At 60.9% G+C, this 20,512-nt stretch carries 11 protein-coding genes; 10 read left to right on the top strand and 1 reads right to left on the bottom strand.

The genetic code is table 11. The features are described 5' to 3' along the window. Positions 1–21 precede the first annotated feature (21 nt). The 3 genes from MJ257_RS14505 (at position 22) to MJ257_RS14495 (ending at position 3,373) form a co-directional block, all read left to right on the top strand. Positions 22–786 carry a 16S rRNA (uracil(1498)-N(3))-methyltransferase gene (locus MJ257_RS14505; RefSeq protein ID WP_240269904.1) on the top strand — a complete coding sequence of 255 codons (765 nt, stop codon included), beginning with the start codon at positions 22–24 and terminating at the stop codon, positions 784–786. A gap of 3 nt (positions 787–789) precedes the next feature. Continuing rightward, the gene (gene mtaB / locus MJ257_RS14500) at positions 790–2,133 is read left to right on the top strand and encodes a tRNA (N(6)-L-threonylcarbamoyladenosine(37)-C(2))-methylthiotransferase MtaB (RefSeq protein WP_240269903.1); all 1,344 of its coding nucleotides are present in this window, start codon (positions 790–792) and stop codon (positions 2,131–2,133) included. Between the two features lie 802 nt (positions 2,134–2,935). After that, positions 2,936–3,373, top strand: coding sequence for an NUDIX hydrolase (locus MJ257_RS14495; protein WP_240269902.1), 438 nt, complete (start codon positions 2,936–2,938; stop codon positions 3,371–3,373). 209 nt (positions 3,374–3,582) lie between these two features. Here MJ257_RS14495 and MJ257_RS14490 read toward each other — a convergent pair whose 3' ends face one another. Continuing rightward, entirely contained in the window at positions 3,583–4,596 is a 1,014-nt protein-coding gene (locus tag MJ257_RS14490; protein ID WP_240269901.1) for a Na/Pi cotransporter family protein, read from the bottom strand. Between the two features lie 174 nt (positions 4,597–4,770). Between MJ257_RS14490 and MJ257_RS14485 the strand changes: the two genes are divergently transcribed. The 7 genes from MJ257_RS14485 to MJ257_RS14455 all read left to right on the top strand — a co-directional run bounded on the left by MJ257_RS14485 (position 4,771) and on the right by MJ257_RS14455 (position 20,512). After that, a complete protein-coding gene (locus MJ257_RS14485) occupies positions 4,771–6,144 on the top strand; it encodes a class I SAM-dependent rRNA methyltransferase (protein WP_240269900.1) in 1,374 nt (457 codons plus the stop codon). An 89-nt stretch (positions 6,145–6,233) separates the two neighbouring features. After that, entirely contained in the window at positions 6,234–6,647 is a 414-nt protein-coding gene (locus tag MJ257_RS14480; protein ID WP_240269899.1) for a hypothetical protein, read from the top strand. Between the two features lie 133 nt (positions 6,648–6,780). After that, positions 6,781–10,323 carry a helicase-exonuclease AddAB subunit AddB gene (gene addB / locus MJ257_RS14475; protein WP_240269898.1) on the top strand — a complete coding sequence of 1,181 codons (3,543 nt, stop codon included), beginning with the start codon at positions 6,781–6,783 and terminating at the stop codon, positions 10,321–10,323. Beyond that, the gene (gene addA / locus MJ257_RS14470; protein WP_240269897.1) at positions 10,320–14,348 is read left to right on the top strand and encodes a helicase-exonuclease AddAB subunit AddA; all 4,029 of its coding nucleotides are present in this window, start codon (positions 10,320–10,322) and stop codon (positions 14,346–14,348) included. Before addB ends, addA begins: the two co-directional genes overlap by 4 nt. 699 nt (positions 14,349–15,047) lie before the next feature. After that, positions 15,048–16,250 carry an exonuclease SbcCD subunit D gene (locus tag MJ257_RS14465; RefSeq protein ID WP_240269896.1) on the top strand — a complete coding sequence of 401 codons (1,203 nt, stop codon included), beginning with the start codon at positions 15,048–15,050 and terminating at the stop codon, positions 16,248–16,250. Further along, a complete protein-coding gene (locus MJ257_RS14460; protein WP_240269895.1) occupies positions 16,247–19,693 on the top strand; it encodes an AAA family ATPase in 3,447 nt (1,148 codons plus the stop codon). The genes MJ257_RS14465 and MJ257_RS14460 overlap by 4 nt, the downstream gene beginning before the upstream one ends. A 78-nt stretch (positions 19,694–19,771) precedes the next feature. Further along, entirely contained in the window at positions 19,772–20,512 is a 741-nt protein-coding gene (locus MJ257_RS14455; protein WP_240269894.1) for a response regulator transcription factor, read from the top strand.

Raw genomic sequence — 20,512 nt, 5'->3', positions numbered from 1 at the left:
TGAACGATGAGGATGATAAGCATGCAGCGTTATTTTGTGGAGCCCGTGCAATTCGGCGATCGGGAAGTGATGATTGTCGGCGAGGATGCCCGTCATATCGGCAGGGTGATGCGTTCCAAACCCGGCGACAAGCTGATCGTGAGTGACGGGGTTTCCCGGGAAGTCCTCGCGGAGATTACATTCATCGAGCCGCAGCAGGTAACTGCGGCTATTATAGAGGAACTGGCGGCGTCCGGAGAACCGTGGCTGCAGGTGACCGTGGCCCAGAGCTTGCCGAAAGGCGACAAGATGGAAACCGTCATCCAGAAGTGCACGGAGATTGGAGCGGCCTCTTTCCTTCCATTCCTATCGGAACGTACGGTCGTGCAATACGATAGCAAGAAGGAAGAGAAGCGGCTCGCCCGCTGGCAAAAAATCGCCAAGGAAGCCGCCGAGCAAGCGCATCGCAGCAAAATCCCGGCTGTCGAGCTTCCGGTCAAGTGGGACGAACTGCTTGCTGCGCTGCCGGGCTACGATTTGGTATGCTTATGTTATGAAAAAGAGGACGGCCAGCAACTGAGGGATGTGCTGCAGCCTTTCGCTGCGGGGCTAACGCCCGAAAAGACGGTGAACGTCGCCGTCGTGGTCGGGCCGGAAGGCGGCTTCAGCGAAGCGGAGGTAAAGGAAGCCGAAGCTGCGGGCGCGGTATCCGTCGGTTTGGGCCGGCGCATCTTGCGCACCGAGACGGCCGCCATGGCCGCCCTGACCTGCATCATGTATGAAACCGGAGAAATGGGGGGGATTTGAGCGATGCCAACCGTCGCCTTTTACACCTTGGGCTGTAAAGTGAATTTCTATGATACCGAAGCCATTTGGCAGTTATTTAAAAACGAAGGCTACGAGCAGGTTGATTTCGAGCAATCGGCTGCCGACGTTTATTTGATCAATACCTGCACCGTGACGAACACCGGCGACAAGAAGAGCCGCCAGATCATTCGGCGTGCCGTTCGCCGCAATCCGGACGCCATCGTTGCGGTGACCGGCTGCTATGCGCAGACGTCGCCTGCGGAGATTTTGGACATCCCCGGCGTGGATCTGGTCATCGGAACGCAGGACCGGGACAAAATTATCCCTTACGTAAAGCAGCTTCAGGAGCAGCGCAAGCCGATTAACGCGGTGCGCAACATCATGAAGACGCGGGAGTTTGAAGAACTGGACGTTCCGAGTTTCGCCGACCATACCCGGGCTTTCTTGAAAATCCAGGAAGGCTGCAACAATTTCTGCACCTTCTGCATTATCCCATGGTCGCGCGGCTTGTCGCGCAGCCGTGACCCGCAAAGCGTCATTCAGCAAGCGCGCCAATTGGTCGCCGCGGGTTACAAGGAGATTGTCCTGACCGGCATCCATACCGGCGGGTACGGGGACGACCTGGAAAACTACCGTTTGTCCGATCTGTTATGGGATCTGGATAAAGTGGAAGGGCTGGGCCGCATCCGCATCAGTTCGATCGAAGCGAGCCAGATCGACGAGCGCATGCTGGAGGTGTTGAAGAACTCCTCGAAAATGTGCCGCCATTTCCATATCCCGCTGCAAGCGGGCAGCAACGAAGTGCTGAAGCGCATGAGAAGAAAGTACACTATCGAAGAGTTTGAGCATAAAATCAAAATGATCCGCGATTTCATGCCGGACGTTGCGATTACGACCGACGTCATCGTGGGCTTCCCGGGGGAAACCGACGAGCTGTTCCGCGAAGGCTTCGAAGCGATCAAACGCATCGGCTTCTCGGAAATGCACGTGTTCCCTTATTCCAAGCGGAGCGGTACGCCGGCCGCGCGGATGGAGGATCAGGTCGACGGGGACGTGAAGCATGCCCGCGTGCATGAGCTGATCGATTTGTCCGAACAAATGCAGCTCGCTTATGCCGAGAAATTCGTCGGCCAGGTGCTGGACGTCATCCCGGAGAAGGATGAGAAGGGCACCGCCGGAGATGGTTTCGTGACCGGCTTCAGCGACAACTATCTGCAAATTCGCTTCCCGGGCACTCCGGACCTGACCGGCAAAATGTGCCGCGTCAAGCTGACCCGAGCCGACGTCAACACCAGCGAAGGCCAGTTGGTCCGCGTCCTGGACGAAGCGTCGCAAGCCCTAGCCTAATACTACCGCCCGCCACCGGGCATTAGCCAAGGATTTCACCCGGATAGGGTTGAAATCCTTGTTGTTACATAAGGGCAAATTGGAAGGATGAGTACGATGCGCCTATAATTAACAAGTAACATCAGGCGTCATCGTATTCTCCCCAGCACCGGAGACCGCGCATTCCCGAAGGGGGAAAAGCGTTCCACGAGCCAACGTCAAGCGCATTCCCGAAGGGAACAGCGCAGGAGCGCCTCAGTCGATCCCACGTTCTTCCGGTTTGAGCAGGTAACCCAGGAGCCAAGAAAGTAAGACGAACCCGAAGGGGGAAAAGCGTTCCACGAGCCAACGTTAAGCGCATTCCCGAAGGGAACAGCGAGTCAGGAGCGCCTCAGTCGATCCCGCGTTCTTCCGGTTTGAGTCAGGTAGCCCAGGAGCCAAAGAAGTAAGACGAACCCGAAGGGGGAAAAGCGTTCCACGAGCCAACGTCAAGCGCATTCCCGAAGGGAACAGCGCAGGAGCGCCTCAGTCGATCCCACGTTCTTCCGGTTTGAGCAGGTAACCCAGGAGCCAAAGAAGTAAGACGAACCCGAAGGGGGAAAAGCGTTCCACGGGCCAACGTTAAGCGCATTCCCGAAGGGAACAGCGGCAGGAGCGCCTCAGTCGATCCCATGTTCTTCCAGTTTGCGGGATCCCCAAGGGCAGCGGGCCCTTGGGGGCCCTCCCTTACGGTAAGGGAGGGTTTGGGAGGGTTGAGTCCCGGTTTGGGAGGGTTGAGTCCCGGTTTGGGAGGGTTGAGTAACTTAAAGGAGGTACAGCCAGAATGCCATTCAAAGAAATCTCTGCTGGAGGCGTCGTCTATCGCATCCAAGACGGGCGGCTGCAAGTGCAGCTGATTACCGACCGTTACGGCAAAATATCGTTTCCGAAAGGGAAGAGAGAACCGGGGGAAACGGTAGAGCAAACGGCACTGCGCGAAATTTTGGAGGAAACCGGCATTGTGGGCCGGATCGATAAATTGATCGATATCATCGCTTATACTTACCATCATCCCAAACTGGGGAACGTCGATAAAGAAGTCCATTATTACCTGGTAGAATGGCAGAGCGGAGCCCTTCGCCCTCAGTTGGAGGAGATCCGCAGCGTGTCCTGGTACGAGCCGCAGGAGGCTTGGCGTCAGCAGCTCAAGGCGGGGTACGACAACAACGATTTCATTTTAGAAAAAGCGTTGCAAATGCTTGGCGTCGAACCGAAAAGTTAGAAAATGTGGAGGCGAGCGGAAATAGATGCCAATATACAGTTATTTCCGCCGAAATCGTCTAATACGCTCGAATAAATGCAAGAGTGCAGTTATTTTTTACGGTATTTGAGAAATCGAAGGATATCGGCGAAAATAACTGCATTTTTGCAGCTGTATGTAGGAGAAGAGCCGCCTTTGACTTAGGAATAACTGCATTCTCGCAGTTCTTCCTAAGCCTTCGTGTTCGGAAGGAGAGGGCCGGTGAGATCGCTATCGGACCGGTCCAGCCGGGACCAGACCGGCAAATAGCAAAACGGCAGCGCGAGCAAGGAGCAAACGACGTTAAAAATCGTTTGCGTGTGGGCGATTTGCGCCGAAGGATCGCCCGTCAACCAAGTCGCTGCCGCTTGCAGCAGCGGAACTAGCGGCAAGAACAACGCCGCCCCCAGCACGTTGAGCGTCACGTGCGACCAGGCGACGAACCGGCCCGGCCGGGTGCCGCCGATCGCGGCGATGACCGCCGTCACGCAGGTGCCGACGTTGGAGCCGATGACCATGGCGATCCCGAACTCCACCGGCAGAGCGCCGCTGGCCGCAAGCCCCATCGTCATGGCGACGACCGCGGCGCTGCTGTGAATAAGCGCCGTCAGGATCGCGCCGGCGAAGGCGCCCCACAGCAGGCTGCCGGTGGCATGCTCCAGCAGCCAGGAGATCACGCCGCGCTCTTCCAGCGCCGGACCGATGGATTGCATGAAGCGTATCGCGACCATCACCAGGCTGAAGCCGGCCAAGGCCAAGGCGCCAAACTGCAAGGGCAACAGCCAAGGCATGCGGCGTTTAACATATTCGGGCAGCATTTCGCCGCCAAGCACGGCGGCCGCCCAAAGCCCTAACGAAACGACGAGCATGGGAACGCCCAGCTTGGCTATATTAAGGGCAAGCAGCTCCGTGGTCAGGCAGGTCCCGATATTGCCTCCCAGGATGATCCCCAGCGTTCGCGCGTAGGACAACAGGCCGGCATTAACGAGACCGATGGTCATCACCGTTACGGCCGTGCTGCTCTGCAGGACCGCCGTGATCAGCGTGCTCGACAGCAGGCCGGTCCAAGGCGTCCGCGTCGTTCGGTGAAGAAAGCCGACCAGCCTGGGGCCGGCCCAAGCGTGCAGGGCAGCCTCCATCACTTTCATGCCGAACAGGAACAGGGCGAACCCAAACGTCACCGGGAACAAGATGTCTTGATACATTTTGGCAGCCCCCTTTCCCGCATAATCAGTAAATGCAAACAAGGCTACATTCGTACAAGTTACATATATGACGGACGGACAACTTCCATGCTAGCAAAGCCGGCGCAACGTCCGAACCGTAAGGGGCGCATGACGCCCGGGGTTTATTTTTTTTCATGAGGAGTGAAGTATCAAGTGGCAAGGGTCATACTGCAGCGCAGCCGTAAGAAACGGTTAGAGAAAGGACATCCCTGGATCTTCAAAAACGAAATCGAGGGCATAGAAGGGGAAGTGGAGCCGGGCGCTTTGGTCGAGGTCGTTGATCACCGGCAGCGTTACTTGGCCACGGGCTACTACAACCCGGCCTCGCAAATTACCGTCCGCGTCGTGTCGTATGCACCGTTGGCGGCGATGGACACGGCCTTTTTTGTCCGGCGGTTTACGGAATGCCTAAAGCACCGGGAAAGGTTCGTGAAAGAGGATTCCTACCGCTTGGTATACGGAGAAGCCGACTTTCTGCCGGGGCTGATCGTGGACAAGTTCGGGGATGTGCTGGTCGTGCAACTGTTGACGCTCGGCATGGATCGCTGCCGGGAGCAGATCGTGGAGGCGTTGTCGGAAGTGCTGCATCCCGTCGGCATCTATGAGCGAAGCGACGTATCCGTACGCGAAATGGAAGGCTTGGAGCAGGTGAAGGGGCCGATGTTCGGTCAGCCGCCGCGCCATGTCATCGTGTCTGAGAACGGGCTCCGGATCGAGGTGGATATCGAGCAGGGGCAAAAAACGGGGTATTTCTTCGACCAGCGGGAAAACCGGGCGTCTATTAAGCCGCTGATGACGGGCTGGGGCGGACGCAGCGGCATTGCGCTGCAGGAGCTGCCGGCGGAAGACGGCGGCGTACGGCTAGCGCCGGTCAACCGGAACGGCAAAGAGGTCACCTTCCCGTACTGGGACGGGGCGACCGTGCTGGAATGCTTCTCGCACACCGGTAGCTTCACCCTGCATGCCTGCCAATACGGAGCCAAAAAGGTCACCTGCCTCGACATCTCCGAGCATGCGATCGAAAGCGCGAAACGGAACGTCGAGTTAAACGGGTTCACCGATCGCGTCGAATTTGTCGTGGCCGATGCGTTCGACTATTTGCGGAGCCAAGTGAAGGGCTTGGAGGAGCGGGCGCGCCGGGCGGAGCAGGATGCGAAGGTCGATACCTCCTTGCCGCTGACGGCCGGAGGGGGACGGACCTGGGACGTCGTGATCCTCGATCCGCCGGCGTTCGCGAAGACGAAATCAGCGGTCAAAGGCGCCTGCCGCGGCTACAAGGACATAAACCTGCACGGCATGAAGCTGGTCAACGAAGGCGGTTATTTGGTAACGGCCAGCTGCTCCTATCACATGCGTCCGGATCTGTTCTTGGAGACGATCCTGGAGGCGGCGGAGGATGCGGGCAAAGTGCTGCGCCTGGTCGAATGGCGGGCGGCCGGAAAAGACCATCCGCAAATCCTTGGGGTGGACGAAGGGCATTACCTGAAATTCGCCATTTTCGAGGTCCGCAGCAAAGACGTGTTTTAAGATTAGCAACGATGGGGCAAGGATGTAACATTTTTCCTGATTTCTGCCGATAAGTAAGGATAAGAGAAAAATACTAGGGAGATGCTGAAATGAACGTGATCAACGGGAGGATCGCCACATCTTATCCGAATCTCTACACCTCCGCCAAGACGACGGAAAAACCGGGTTGGGTCCAAGCGGAGGGACCTTTGCCCCGCCTGGAAGTTCGCCGGGATTTGCTGGAAATCAGCGATGAGGCTCGCCGGATCGCGGCCGATGTTACGCATGAAGCGGTCAAAGTCGCGATCCCGGATCGTCCCGTGGGAGCTCCGGAGGACTACGTGGCAGCGGATAAACTGATGGAGTTTGTCCATCCCGAAACCTATGGGAAGATGACCGAAGCTTTTACGCAAGGGGATGCCAAATCGGGCTTAAGCCTGTTGCTCGATTTCGTTCGAAACATCCCGGCTCACCCGGAATGGATGGAGAGCTACAGGAAAAATAGGCAACAGGCAACGATGTAAGTGGAAAATGACGGTACAACAGCCTCGTTTCGCGGACTAGCGCGGAGCGGGGCTGGTTTTTTATATGCGAATGTTTGATCGTATTTATGCTATACTGGAGACTAACGAATTGTCCGTCGTAGGAGGTATTTCCATGTCTTTACGGTTCATACTCGGCCGCTCCGGCAGCGGCAAAACCAGCCTCATTCTCGACCGGGTTACCGCCGCGCTGCGCGAGGATCCCACCGGTCCGCCGCTGATCCTCTTAACTCCGGAACAAGGCACGTTCCAAATCGAACAGCGGATCGCCACGGCCCCGGGCCTACGCGGTACCGTCCGCACCCAAGTGCTGGGGTTCCGCCGTCTGGCGCTGCGCGTCATGCAGGAAACCGGCGGAGCGGCGCTGGTCCCGATCGATGACGAAGGCAAAAAAATGCTGCTGTACAAGCTCATGCGCCGCCGTAAGGACGATCTGAAGCTGTTCGGGCACGGCGGGGATCAGCTGGGATTGATCGACCGGATCGCCGGACTATATACGGAAATGAAGAAATATAACGTGGATTTCCCGGCATTGCAGGAGCACTACCGGCTCTTGGAGCAGACCGAAGGGGAGTCCCCTTTATTGAAGGATAAAATGCACGACCTCAGCCTGTTGTTCGCCGAATTCGACGAAGAGCTGTCCCGCTTGTACATCGACAACGAGGACCATGTCGTCAAGCTGGCGCAAGGGGCTGCGGAATCGGCTTATTTGCGGGGAGCGGAGATTTGGATCGACGGGTTTCACACGTTCACGCCGCAGGAATATACGGCGATTCTCGCGCTGCTCAAGGCAGCCGCGAACGTCACCGTCTCGTTGACGATGGACCGGATCTACCGCGACGGAACGGTGCCGCACGAATTAAATCTATTCCATACTCCGGCGTCCGCTTACATTACATTGAGCCAACTGGCCGTGGAGGCCGGAATCGATGTGCAGCCGGCGGAGCTGCTGGAGGAACGTCCGTTTCCCCGTTTCAGGGAGAGCGAGACGCTTTCGTACCTGGAGTCGGCTTACGAACGGCGTTTGCCGTGGCCGCAGGCCATGCCGCCGAAAGATTTGGAGCAAGCCTTGTCTTTGCACCGGGCCGCCAGCCGGCGGGCCGAAGTCGAAGGCGCGGCGCGCGAGATGGTGCGCCTGGCACGGGAAGAAGGAGCACGCTGGCGCGACATGGCATTGCTGGTGCGTAATCTGGGGGATTACGAAGAATTGCTTGCTCCGACGATGGAAGCTTACGGGATTCCTTATTTTCTAGACCAGAAGGCAAGCATGCTGTATCACCCGATGATCGATTTTATCCGGGCGGCGCTGGACGTGGTGCTCGGCTTTTGGAAATACGAAGACGTATTCCGCTGCGTGAAAAGCGAGTTTCTTCTGCCGCTGGACGGCAGCCTGACGCGCGGACATATGGATATGCTGGAGAACTACGCCTTGGCCAGCGGCATTCAAGGCTACCGTTGGTTTGACGGGCGGCCATGGAAGTCGGCGCCAAGCCTGTCGCTCGAGCAGGAGGACCAAACGGCGGCTTCGGCAAAAGCCTTGGAGCAGTTGAAGCTTCTGGAACGGTGCCGCGCTGCGGTGGCAGAGCCTTTGTCGACGTTCGAGAAAGAGATCCGGAAGGCGAAGAACGCCGCAGACATGTGTGCCGCGGTGTATCACCTGCTGGAGAGCGTGGAAGCGGCCCAGCGCCTTGATGTGCTGGCGCACCGGATGGTGCGCGAAGGCAAGCCGCGCCAGGCGATGGAACATCGCCAATTATGGGGCGCGGTACTGGACGTACTAGACCAGATCGTGGAAATGATGGGGGACGAGCCTCTGGAGCTGGAGCTGTTTGCCGGCGTGCTGGAGACCGGTCTGCAGGAACTGAAGTTGGCCCTGGTGCCGCCTTCGCTCGACCAGGTGCTGATCGGGAGCACCGAACGGACGCGTTCGGGGCAGGTCAAACACCTGTTCCTGCTGGGCATTAACGAAGGGATCATGCCGGCCAATCTGCAGGAGGAAGGCGTGCTCAGCGAGCAGGAGCGGCAGCGCCTGGCGGAGCTCGGCCTGGAATTGGCGCCGGGGCTTGCCCGGAAGCTGCTGGATGAGCGGTTCCTCGTGTACGAGGCGCTGTCGGGGGCAAGCCGTTCGCTGTGGCTGAGCTACCCGGCCGCGGATGGAGAAGGCGGCGCGCTTTTGCCATCCGAGGTGATCCGGCACGTGAAGCGGATTTTCCCGGGCCTGCAGGAGCGCCCGCTTGCTTTAGCACCCGGGCCGGCCAACGGCTCTGCCGATCTGACGGCCTCGCAGCTTGATTTTGTCTCGCGCCCGGGGCCCGCGCTCAACGTTTTGATCGGTCAGTTGCGGCTATGGAAGGCGGGGGAGCCCATTTCCCCGCTGTGGTGGCGCGTGCTGGAATGGTACAAGGACCGGCCGGAATGGGATCACAAAGCCTCGCGGCTGCTCACGTCGCTGGATTACCGCAACCGGGTGCGCGGCTTGACGCCGGCGACCAGCCGGCGGCTCTACGGCAAGCGGCTGCGGACGAGCGTGTCGCGGATGGAGCAGTTCTCGGCTTGTCCGTTCGCGCACTTCGCTTCCCACGGACTGAAACTGAAGGAAAGACAACTCTATCGGCTGCAAGCGCCGGATATCGGGCAGCTGTTCCATGCCGCGCTCAGCCAGATGGCGATCACTTTCAAAGCGCAAAACCGGAGCTGGGGCAGCCTCACGCCGGAGGAAGCGATACAAGCGGCGAATTCGGCCGTTGACGAGTTGGCGCCGAAGCTGCAGGGAGAAATCCTGTTAAGCTCCAAGCGCTACGGTTATATTTCCCGCAAGCTCAAAGCCATCGTTGGCCGAGCTTCGCTGATCCTTGGCGAGCAAGCGCGCCGCGGCAGCTTCGAACCGGTCGGCCTGGAGCTGGATTTCGGGCCGGGTCGGCCGCTGCCTCCGCTGACGTTCGAGCTGCCGAACGGCTGCGTCATGGAGATCGTCGGCCGGATCGACCGGGTCGATATGGCGGAAGGCGAACATGGTTTGCTGCTGCGGGTCATCGACTACAAGTCGAGCCAGACCGACCTGAAGCTGCACGAAGTCTATTACGGCTTATCGCTGCAAATGCTCACCTACCTGGACGTCTTGTTGTCTTCGGCGGAGGCTTGGCTAGGCCAACCTGCGCTCCCTGCAGGCACCTTGTACTTCCACGTGCACAATCCGTTGCTTCAGAGCACCAACGGGATGAGTGCGGAGCAGGCGCAGCAGGAGCTGTTGAAACGGTTCAAAATGAAAGGCTTGCTGCTGGCGGATCGGGATGTGATCGCGAAAATGGACGGCCAACTGGAAAAAGGCTATTCGGAGATTATCCCCGTGGCGATCAAGGCGGACGGCGGTTTTTACAGCAGCGCGTCCGTAGCGACGCCAGAGCAGTGGGATACGCTGCTGGGTTCCGTTCGGCAGACGATCGCCGAGATCGGTACGCGCATCACGGAAGGTGACGTGCAGATTGCCCCCTACCGGCTTGGCATGGAGACGGCTTGTACGTTTTGTCCATACAAACCGGTGTGCCGGTTCGAGGAATCGCTGGACGGCAATTCGTATCACGTGCTCGGCAAGCCGGGCAAAAACGAGATTTGGCAGCTCCTGGGACAGGAGAGCGGAAAGGAAGCGAATCCATCATGACGACCACGATGAAACCCAAACCGGCCGGCAGTTATTGGAGCGACGACCAATGGCGGGCGATCGCCCTGTCCGGCGGCGACATGCTGGTGGCGGCGGCAGCCGGCTCCGGCAAGACGGCGGTGCTCGTCGAGCGGATCATCCGCAAGCTGACGGACCGCGATCAACCGCTAGGCGTGGACCGGCTGCTGGTGGCCACGTTCACCAAAGCGGCCGCCGCGGAGATGCGGGGGCGGATCACGGAAGCGCTGGAGAAGGAGCTTGCCAAGGATCCGAACAACGAATACTTGAACCGTCAATTGGCCATGCTGGGGCGCGCTTCGATTACGACGCTCCACTCGTTCTGCATGGAGGTCATCCAGCGTTATTACACGTTGATCCCGCTCGATCCGGTCTTTCGGATCGCTTCCGAAAGCGAAACGGCGCTGTTGCGGCAGGAGGTACTGGAGGAGCTGCTCGAGGAAAAGTACGGCAGCGAACCGGCGGACAGCCCGTTTCTGAAACTGGTTGATCGGTTTGGCGGGGAACGCAGCGATGCCGCGGTGTTCACCTTGGTCCAACGCCTTTACGATTTCTCGCGCAGCCATCCTTGGCCGGATCATTGGCTGCAGGAAGCGTCCTCGGCCTTTATGGCTCCGGATCTAGGAGCCTTAGAGAAGAGCGCATGGGTTCAAAGCCTATTGGCCGATACGACGTTGGCGCTGGGAGGCGCGATCAGCTTGTTGTCGCAAGCGAAGGCGCTGGCGTTGTCTCCGGGGGGACCCGAGCCTTACGCCGTGACGCTGGAGGACGATCTGAACGTGGTTCGTTCGTTGCAGGAAGCGGTGAACCGCGGAGCCTGGGCTTCGCTGTACGACGTGTTTCAGGGCACGAGCTTCGGCAAGCTGAAGCCGGTTAAGAAAGACCAGACCGATCCGGAGGTGCAGGAGCGGGTCAAAGCGCTGCGCGAGGAAGCGAAGAAGACGGTCACCGACTTGCGAACGCAGCTATACGGCCGGCCGGCGGAGGCGTTTTTGCGGGAGATGCATGACATGGCTCCGCTGCTTGGCGCGCTTTCCGGTCTCGTCAGCGACTTCGGGGAACGGTATCGGCAGCAAAAAGTGTCCAAAGGCTGGCTCGATTTCTCCGACCTGGAGCATTATTGCCTGCAGATTTTACGGCATCCGGATTCGGAGCCGGGCGAGCTTCGGCCGTCCGACGCCGCCCTGGAATACCGGCTGCAATTCGATGAGGTGTTGCTGGACGAATACCAGGATACCAATACGGTACAGGAGACGATCGTGCGGTTGATCGCCCGGGAGAACCCGGGCAACCGGTTTATGGTCGGCGACGTGAAGCAGAGCATCTACCGCTTTCGTTTGGCCGAACCGGGGTTGTTCTTGGAGAAATACCGGACCTATGGCGACGATTTTGACGGGACTGGTCTGCGCATCGATTTGGCGCGGAACTTCCGCAGCCGTCGCGAGGTCGTCGATGCGGTTAATTTGTTGTTCCGGCAAATCATGAACGAAAGCGTGGCGGAAATTTCGTACGATCCGCGCGCCGAGCTGGTGTACGGGGAAGGATTTCCGCCGGAGGAGGCGGAGGATTACCGGCCGGAGCTTTTGCTGATCGACCGCGACACCGGCTCAGGCGGAAGTTCGGATTTCGCGGACCGCGGGGATAGCGAGACGACAGAGAGCGAAGGCGGTGACGAGGAAGATGAGGCAGCGTTGATCGAGGCCGTGCGGCTGGAAGCCCGCGCGATCGCTGCCCGCATCCGCGGCATGCTGGGCGAAGGCGGCCAACCGCTGCGCATCTACGACAAACAGCTGCAGGCCATGCGCCCGGTCGCATTCCGGGATATGGTGATTTTGCTGCGCTCGACGTTGACCTGGGCCCCGGCCATGATCGAGGAGCTTCGGGTGGAAGGGATCCCGGCTTATGGGGAACTGAGCCAGGGGTATTTTCAGGCGTCCGAGGTCGAGACGATGCTGTCGCTCCTGCAAGTGATCGATAATCCGCTGCAGGACATTCCGCTGGCGGCGGTGCTGCGTTCCCCGCTGTACGATTTCTCCGAGGAGGAGCTGGCGGACATTCGGCTCGCTTTCCCGGGAGGCCGTTACTATGAGGCGGTGCTCGCACGGGCAAGGGCTGCCGCCGGGAACGCGGAGGCGTCTTCGGAGGACCGTAGCGTTGGCGGTGCAGGGGAAGCCCCGGCAATTAACTTGGCGGTAGGGACGGTTAGTCCAACGGCCAAGGATGCTTTGGCGATGAAACTGCAGGCCTTCTTGCGGCAGCTGGAGGCTTGGCGCAGCATGGCCCGAGTCGGACAGCTGGGCGACCTGATCCGGGAGATCTACCGGGAAACCGGTTATTTGGAATGGGTCGGCGGCTTGCCGGGCGGAACCCAACGTCAAAGCAACCTGCAAGCGTTGCTGGACCGCGCTAGGCAATACGAGGTGTCGTCTTCCGCGCCCGGTTTGTTCCGCTTCCTGCGTTACGTCACCCGTCTGCGCGAAAACGGCGGCGACCTCGGCGCACCCGGGGATGCCGGGGAGCAGGGCGACGGCGTCCGCATCATGACGATCCACAAGAGCAAAGGCTTGGAGTTTCCAGTCGTGTTCGTTGCCGGGTTATCGAAGCAATTTAACCGGCAGGATTTGAACGCGCCGTTTCTGATGCATAAAGAAATGGGCTTTGGTCCGAAATACGTCGATGCGGAGACCCGCGTCAGCTATCCGACGCTGCCGAATCTGGCGATCCGGCGGCGGGCGCAAATGGAGCTGCTCGCGGAGGAGATGCGCGTGTTGTACGTGGCGTTAACCCGCCCGAAGGACAAGCTTGTGCTCGTTTCTTCGGTGAAGAACCTCGCCAAGTCCGTCGAAGCCTGGGGCGGTGCGCTCGAGGCAAGCGACCCGCAGTTGCCGGATTACTTGCTGGCGCGCGGTCGCTGCTATCTCGACTGGATCGGCCCGGCGTTGATCCGCCACCCGAGCATGCGGGAGCTGCGGCAATTTGCCGGGCTGCCGGAAACAGGGCCCGCCGTGTTAGCGGACAGCCCGTCCGAGTGGCGCATCGCGTTTATGTCCGCGCGTGCGGCAGGACAGACCGGCGGAGCGGAAGCCGCAGCGACTGCGGAATCTGCGGCGGTGGACCCGGCGCAAATCAAAGCGCTGCTGGCGGGGCGGCCGGTAGCGGTCCTGCGGAAGCAGGCGGACGATGCGGAGGCCGCTGCGTTGAAAACCGCGGTGGAGTCCCGGCTCAGCTGGACGTATCCTTACGCGTTGGCGAGCCGGATCGCGGCCAAAACGTCAGTGACGGAGATGAAGGCGCTGTTGGCCCTGCAGGAGGAACCGGCGCGCGACATCTTCGCCGAAGCGGAGCTGGCGCGCGAACGGGAGCAAGCGGAGGCGGAAGAGCTGCCGGAGTTGAAGCTGCATTTGCGGAGGCCGCGGTTTATGGAGCAGCGCAAGCTGACCCCAACCGAAAGAGGGGTGGCATACCATACGCTGATGCAGCATCTGCCGTTTGACGCGGAGCCGGACATCGCGGTGGTTCAAGCGACGTTGTCCGGGCTGGTCGAGCGGCGGATCATGACCGCCGAGCAGGCGGCCGCGATCGACGCGGAGAACATCGCGCGGCTGTTGATAAGCCCGCTTGGCGAGCTGCTTCGGCAGGCGGACTGGGTGAAGCGGGAAATGCCGTTCAGTTATGGGCTGCCCGCGGCGGAAGCCTCGCCGCAGCTTGGCGGCCTGGAAACGTTGGATACCGATCCGACTGGCACGGCAACGATCCAGGAGTTGGACGGGGAAACCGTGCTGATCCAGGGAATCGTGGACTGCCTGTTCGCGGCGGGCGGCAAAGTGTACCTGCTCGACTACAAAAGCGACCGGGTGCTGGAGCATCGCGGCGGCACGGCGGCGCTGACGGAATCGTACCGGTTCCAACTGGAGCTGTACGCCAAAGCGGTCGAAGCAATCACCGGCACGGCGGTTGACGAGAAGTGGCTGTATTTCTTCGATGGCGGCCAAGCGGTCAAGCTGTGAGACTGCGAAACTATGAAACTGCGAAACTGCAAATATTTAGAAACTATGAAACTGAGAAACTATGAACTATGAACTATGAAGTTTGTAAATAGTTAACAGTGTAACTATGTAACGGTGAAATTGTGGGCTTCGGGAACGCGGATAGGGTCATACACGGTTTGCTCAAGGTTCGTTCAAGCTAGGTGCAAGATCGGGGCAAGGGTTTGTGCAAGGTTCGCCAAGATCAGCGCAAGGTCCGCGCAAGATCCGTGCAGGGTCCGCGCAAGATCCGCCCGAAGTTCGTGCACAGTTCGTGCAAGGTCGGTGTACAGAACGTGCAAGGTCCGTGCTAGATTCGTGTGCGGTTCGATACGTCGTTCTGCGATACCCTTAGCGTTTTCGGTAACGAGAAACTGCAAAAGTGCAGTTATTTGGGACAAAGTTGGAGTTTCTGGTGAAATTGATGCAAAAATGCAGGTATTTTACGGAAATTTGAGGTATTAGCCTATTTTCGTAGAAATAACTGTATTTTGCAGGAATATTCGATAGATTGGCCATATTCCACAGAATTAACTGTATTATTGCAGGAATTTTCTGGGGTAACTCTCAGGCAGATCGTAAAAACGTTAGACTGGCTGACGAAAGAGAGCCTGGTGAGTAGTTTGTGATTTAACCATGTGGAAAGCCGGCGGATCGCCGGAGTTAGAGGGGGAGGAACGGATGCGCATATTACATACGGGCGATTGGCATTTGGGTCGCACGCTGGAGGGACGCAGCCGGCTCGCGGAGCAGGAGGCGTTCCTGGACGAGCTGGTGCGGATGGTCAAGGAGCAGCAGGTCGATCTCATCCTGATGGCCGGCGACGTCTATGACAGCGTGAACCCGCCGGCTGCGGCGGAGGGGATGTTCTACGAAGCGGCGGCACGGCTGATGGAGACCGGCTGCCATCTGGCGGTGATCGCCGGCAACCATGACCAGCCGGAGCGGGTGGCCGCCGTATCGCCGCTGGTCGCGCGCCGGGGCATCTCGTTGGTGGGGCTGCCGGTGCCGGAAGCGATCGCCGTCCCCGTTGCCCGCACCGGGGAAACGGCGGTCATCGCCGCGCTTCCGTATCCGTCGGAGGCCCGGCTGTCCGAGCTGCTGGCCGGCGATGCGGACGAATCCGAGCTGCGGCTCGCCTACAGCGCCAAGGTGGGGCTGCTCATGCGCCAGCTGGCCGGTGCATTTCGCCCGGACACCATCAACCTCGCGATGAGCCATATATATGTGCTTGGCGGACTCGAGTCCGACTCCGAACGTCCGATCCAGGTTGGCGGCGCCTATACCGTGGATCCGTCGGCGCTCGACGTTGGCGCGCAATACACGGCGCTGGGCCACCTCCACCGGCCTCAAGCGGTGAAGGGCGGCGGACTGACCCGGTACAGCGGGTCGCCGCTGGCGTATTCTTTTTCCGAGGCGGGACAAGCCAAGTCGGTGATGCTGCTGGACGTGGCACCTGGCAAGGAGCCGGTCCTGGAAGAGCTGTTTCTGAGCAGCGGTCGGCCGTTGGTGCGTTGGAGCTGCCGGGGCGGTCTCGCGGAAGCGTATCGCTGGCTGGAGGAGGGCCGAGACGCGAATGCGTTCATCGACCTCGAAATCAGCCTAAGCGAAGCGATGTCACTGGGCGATATCCAGGCGCTGCGCAAAGCCCATGAAGGCATCGTGCATATCCGGCCGGTGTATCCCGGACGGGAGCTGGAGGAGGATGAGCTAACGTCCCGCGCGAGCGTGCCGGTGCATGAGCTGTTCCGCAAGTTTTACCAGCGACAAACCGGCGGGGCCGAGCCGGAGGAAGCGATGGTCGAGCTGTTTATGTCGCTCGTCTCTGAGGAAGAGGACGAGGCGGCGGGCGATGAGGGAATGGGGGAGGGGGAAAGCCGATGAAGCCGATTACGCTGAAATTAGCCGGGCTGCAGAGTTACCGCGAGCCACAGACGATCGATTTCACCGAGCTGTGCGAGACGGGCTTGTTTGGCATCTTTGGACCGACGGGCAGCGGGAAATCGACGATTTTGGACGCGATTACGCTGGCCCTTTACGGCAAGGTCGGGCGTGCATCCGGCGGGACCCAGGGCATCATGAACCATTCGGAGGATTCATTGTTCGTGGCGTTCACCTTCGAGCTGAACTCCGCCGCCGGAACGGAGCGTTATCGGGTGGAGCGGCGTTTTAAACGCCAAGGCGAGCTGTCGGTCAGCAATACGATCAGCCGGTTTATCGAAATTCTGCCCGAAGGGGAAAAGGTCGTCGCCGACAAGCTTGCCGACGTGACGCGCTATGTGGAGCAAAAGCTTGGCCTCAAGATGGACGATTTCACCCGCGCGGTCGTGCTGCCCCAAGGCAAATTCGCCGAATTTCTGTCCCTGAAAGGGGCGGACCGCCGAGCCATGCTGCAGCGGCTGTTCCATCTGGAGAAATACGGCGACCTGCTGGGGCAGAAGCTGACGCGCAAGGTGCGGGCCAACGAGCAGCGCCGCGCCGAGGTGGCCGCCGAGCAGCAAGGGCTCGGCAACGCGTCCGCGGAGGCGCTGGAGCAAGCGGCGGCTGCGGCGCGCGAAGCTGCGGAGCACGCGGCCGAGCGGCGCCGCGAGTTGCTGCTCGCGCAGCAGCGCTACGACCAGCTCGCCAAGGTGCGCGAGCTCGCGGTGGAGCGCGCCGGGCGTGCGGCGCAGCTGGAGGCGCTGCGCGCGCAAAGCGGCGAGATCGCCGCGCTGGAAGCGAAGCTGGCTCGCGGGAGCGCCGCCGAGGCGCTCAGGCCGGTGCTGACGGCCTGGCAAGAGGCGCAGCGCGCCGCCGCGGAGCGCGCGCGACTGGCGGCCGAGGCCGAGCAGGCGGCTCGGGCCGCTGCTGCGGCTGCCGCCGAGGCCCATGCGGCCGCCGAAACTGCTGCGGCGGCGCTTGGCCGCGAGGAGCCGACGCTGCTCGTGCGGCTTGAGCAGCTGGAGCAGGCGCGCGGCCTGCAGGAAGAGGCCGCGCGCCTCGTCGACGAGCTGCAGCGGCTAGCGGCGCAACGCGCGGAGGGTGCGCAACGGAAGCAACAGCTCGCCGAGCAGACGACGAAGGAGGAGCAGCTGCTGGCGAAGGCGCAGACGCGGCAACGTGAGCTGGAGCAGCAGTTGAAGGAAGCGGAGGTCAAGGCCGAGGAGCGTCAGCTGGTTCAAACCGCCGTGCAGCTCGCACAGCAGTTGACCGCATTCCAAGAGCAGCTCGCCGGGGCGGAGCGGGAGGAGGCGGCGGGGCGGACGAACCTGCAGCAAGCAACGTCCAAGCTGGAGCATATCTCCGCCGAGCTTGCCGCGGCGCAGCAATCCGGGCAAGCGCTGGCCGTGCAGCTCGCGGAAACCGCTGGGCAACTGGTTGGGCTGGAGGAAGACTTGCGGCTTTATGCCGGCGAGCTGGCAGCGCACGAAACCTCGCTGCGCCAGGCGCTGAAGGCCCGCGAACGCCATCATTGGGCGGCCCGGCTAGCCGAGCAGCTGCAAAGCGGCGAACCTTGCCCCGTGTGCGGGTCTGTGCATCATCCGGCACCGGTGCAGGCCGAGGACGGCGACGCCGATGGCGGCGAAGCGGAGCTTGAAACGCTCGCCGCCCGGATCGCAGAGGCCCGCGAGCTGCAGTTCGCGGTTTCCCGCGACCGGGACGCTTGCGATGCGCTGCTGCAAGCGCTGGGCCATGACGGCGAGGCCGCGGGTTCTGCGGCGGCCACGTTCGCCGCTCGCGAAGCGGCCGCCGGCGCCGAGATGGCCGCGCCGGACGCCCCCGCGCCGGCCCCTGCGGGCATCGCGGGCATGGCTGCCCTGCAGCAGCAGGCCTTGGCGCTGGGCGAGCGGCACGCCGCTTGCCGCCGCCGGCTGGAGGCGCTGCAGCAGGACGGCCGCGCGGCGCAAACCGCGCTGGCGGCTTTGCAGCCGCAGCGTGCCGCCGCCGAAGCGGCCGCGGCTGCCGCCTCCGGGCTGCTGGAGCAAGCGGCCGCGCGCAGCGCGCAACATCGCGAAGCCCTCGCCGCGAAACGGCGCGAGTGGGCGGAGCTGTACCCGGGCATTACGCCGGAGGAAGCCGCCCGGCAAATGGAGTCTTTTGCCGCCAAGGATCGGCAGGCGGAAGACCTGCGGGGCCGGCTGGCGCTCAGCGTGCCGTTCATCGAGGAAAAGACGGCCAAGCTACAGGCATTGGCCGGAGAAATGATCGAGCTGGATAAAACGCTGGTGCAGTGGGAAGTTCAGGAGCAAGGGAAACAGGAGCTGCTTCGCGAAAAACAGGAAAGACTGCATGCCGTGGCTGGAGAACGTCCGGTCGATGCGCTGCTCGCGGAGACCCGGGAGAAGCTGGCGGTCCTTCGCCAACAAGCGGAGAGCAGCCGGGCGCTGCAAGCGGAAACCGCGGCCCGAAGCCACGAGCTGGCCAAAGCCGAGGCACTCGCCGGTCAAGCGGCTACGGCTGCCCGGGAGCAGGAAGCGGAGCTGCAGGCCCGCTGGTTCCAGGCGTTGACGGATTCGCCTTTTGAGGAGGAAACCTCCGTGCTGGACAATCTGCTCGCCCCGGGAGAAGCGGACGCGATCGCCGGTACCGTGCAAAACCACCGCAGCCGCGAACAGGAGCTGGTGATCGGCCTTAGCGAGCTGGACGCCAAGCTGGCGGGACAAACGGTCGGTGACGAGGAATGGAAAGTTAGCGAGGCGGCGCTAATCGCAGCAAAGGAGCAGGACGAGGCCGCCCTGCAGCGGAAGGCCCGCGCCGAGCGGGATTGGGAGGACCTGCAGGTCCGTCACGTCCGCTGGCAGGAGCTGGAGACGGTCCGCGCCCAACTGGAGCAGGAAGCAGGTTTACTCGCCAAACTGCAGTCGGCGCTGCGCGGCAATGCGTTTGTCGAATACGTGGCGGAGGAGCAGTTGATGAACGTCAGCCACGCCGCTTCCCAACGCCTGCGGTTCTTGACGAAGCAGCGGTATGCGCTGGAGACCGATTCCGGCGGAGGCTTCGTGATCCGAGACGATGCGAGCGGCGGCGTGAAGCGCCCGGTGGCCACGCTGTCGGGAGGGGAGACTTTCCTGGCTTCCTTGGCGCTGGCGCTGGCCTTGTCGGCGCAGATTCAACTGCGCGGCCAATATCCGCTGCAGTTCTTCTTCCTGGACGAAGGTTTTGGAACGCTGGATCCCGAGCTGCTCGACACGGTGATCACCTCGCTGGAGCATTTGCATCACGACCATCTCTCGGTGGGGATTATCAGCCATGTCGCCGAGCTGCGGTCCCGGCTGGCCCGCAAGCTGGTGGTCATTCCCGCGGAAAGCGGCGGCGCCGGTTCCCGCATCGAACTGGAACGGCTGTAATGAAACAGCGGGTATAGGCCGTTAGTCAGGCGTGGATTAGCCCGCTGGCGAAGTACGGATACGAAACGGAGGAGCGGCATGAAAATACGCGTGCTGATCGCAGACGATAACTCATTTATCCGCGAGGGAATGCGGATCATTTTGAACAGCTTCGAGGAATTCGAGGTGGCGGAGACGGTGCAGGACGGTCAGGAAGCGGTGGATTATTGCCGCCAACACCCGGTGGACGTTGCGCTGCTGGACGTGCGAATGCCGAACCTGAACGGCGTGGAAGCGACTCGGCTGCTGACGGAGGAAGGGCTGGCGAAGCCGCTGATCCTGACCACCTTCGACGACGATGAATACATCATGGACGCCATCCGTTTCGGAGCCAAAGGGTACTTGCTGAAAAACAACGATCCGGAACGGATCCGCGACGCAATCAAAAGCGTCCATTACGGGCATAACGTCCTGCAAGACGTTGTGTTGGACAAGCTGAAGCAGTCGCTTACCGCAGGTGGAGCTTCTAAGGAGGAAGGCGCGCAGCCTAAGCCGGAATCTGCCGGCGCCCGGGTTGACTTCCCCGCACCTGCTCTCCATTCTCCCGCCGCTCCGGCCTCGGAAGGCTCCCGTCCGCCTATCGATCTGGAGCCGTTCACCGAACGGGAGCTCGAGGTCATGTCGCGTATCGCCAAGGGATTATCCAACAAGGAAATCGCCAAGGAAATTTTCATTTCCGAGGGAACCGTGGCGAACTACATTACTTCCATCCTGAACAAAACCGGGCTGGAGCATCGTACGCAAATCGCGATATATTATCTGACCGGAAGGATCCGTTAA

This window comes from Paenibacillus timonensis (assembly GCF_022427145.1).
Classification (GTDB): domain Bacteria; phylum Bacillota; class Bacilli; order Paenibacillales; family Paenibacillaceae; genus Fontibacillus; species Fontibacillus timonensis.
The sequence above is the reverse complement of the archived record's forward strand: the minus strand, read 5'-3'. Positions and strand labels throughout refer to the sequence as shown.

Excerpts from the sequence above, each read along its gene's own strand:
- MJ257_RS14495 (WP_240269902.1), top strand. The coding sequence starts at position 2,936 with ATGCCATTCAAAGAAATCTCTGCTGGAGGCGTCGTCTATCGCATCCAA.
- MJ257_RS14490 (WP_240269901.1), bottom strand. The coding sequence starts at position 4,596 with ATGTATCAAGACATCTTGTTCCCGGTGACGTTTGGGTTCGCCCTGTTC.
- addB (WP_240269898.1), top strand. The coding sequence starts at position 6,781 with ATGTCTTTACGGTTCATACTCGGCCGCTCCGGCAGCGGCAAAACCAGC.
- MJ257_RS14480 (WP_240269899.1), top strand. The coding sequence starts at position 6,234 with ATGAACGTGATCAACGGGAGGATCGCCACATCTTATCCGAATCTCTAC.
- MJ257_RS14455 (WP_240269894.1), top strand. The coding sequence starts at position 19,772 with ATGAAAATACGCGTGCTGATCGCAGACGATAACTCATTTATCCGCGAG.
- MJ257_RS14505 (WP_240269904.1), top strand. The coding sequence starts at position 22 with ATGCAGCGTTATTTTGTGGAGCCCGTGCAATTCGGCGATCGGGAAGTG.
- MJ257_RS14460 (WP_240269895.1), top strand. The coding sequence starts at position 16,247 with ATGAAGCCGATTACGCTGAAATTAGCCGGGCTGCAGAGTTACCGCGAG.
- mtaB (WP_240269903.1), top strand. The coding sequence starts at position 790 with ATGCCAACCGTCGCCTTTTACACCTTGGGCTGTAAAGTGAATTTCTAT.
- MJ257_RS14465 (WP_240269896.1), top strand. The coding sequence starts at position 15,048 with ATGCGCATATTACATACGGGCGATTGGCATTTGGGTCGCACGCTGGAG.
- addA (WP_240269897.1), top strand. The coding sequence starts at position 10,320 with ATGACGACCACGATGAAACCCAAACCGGCCGGCAGTTATTGGAGCGAC.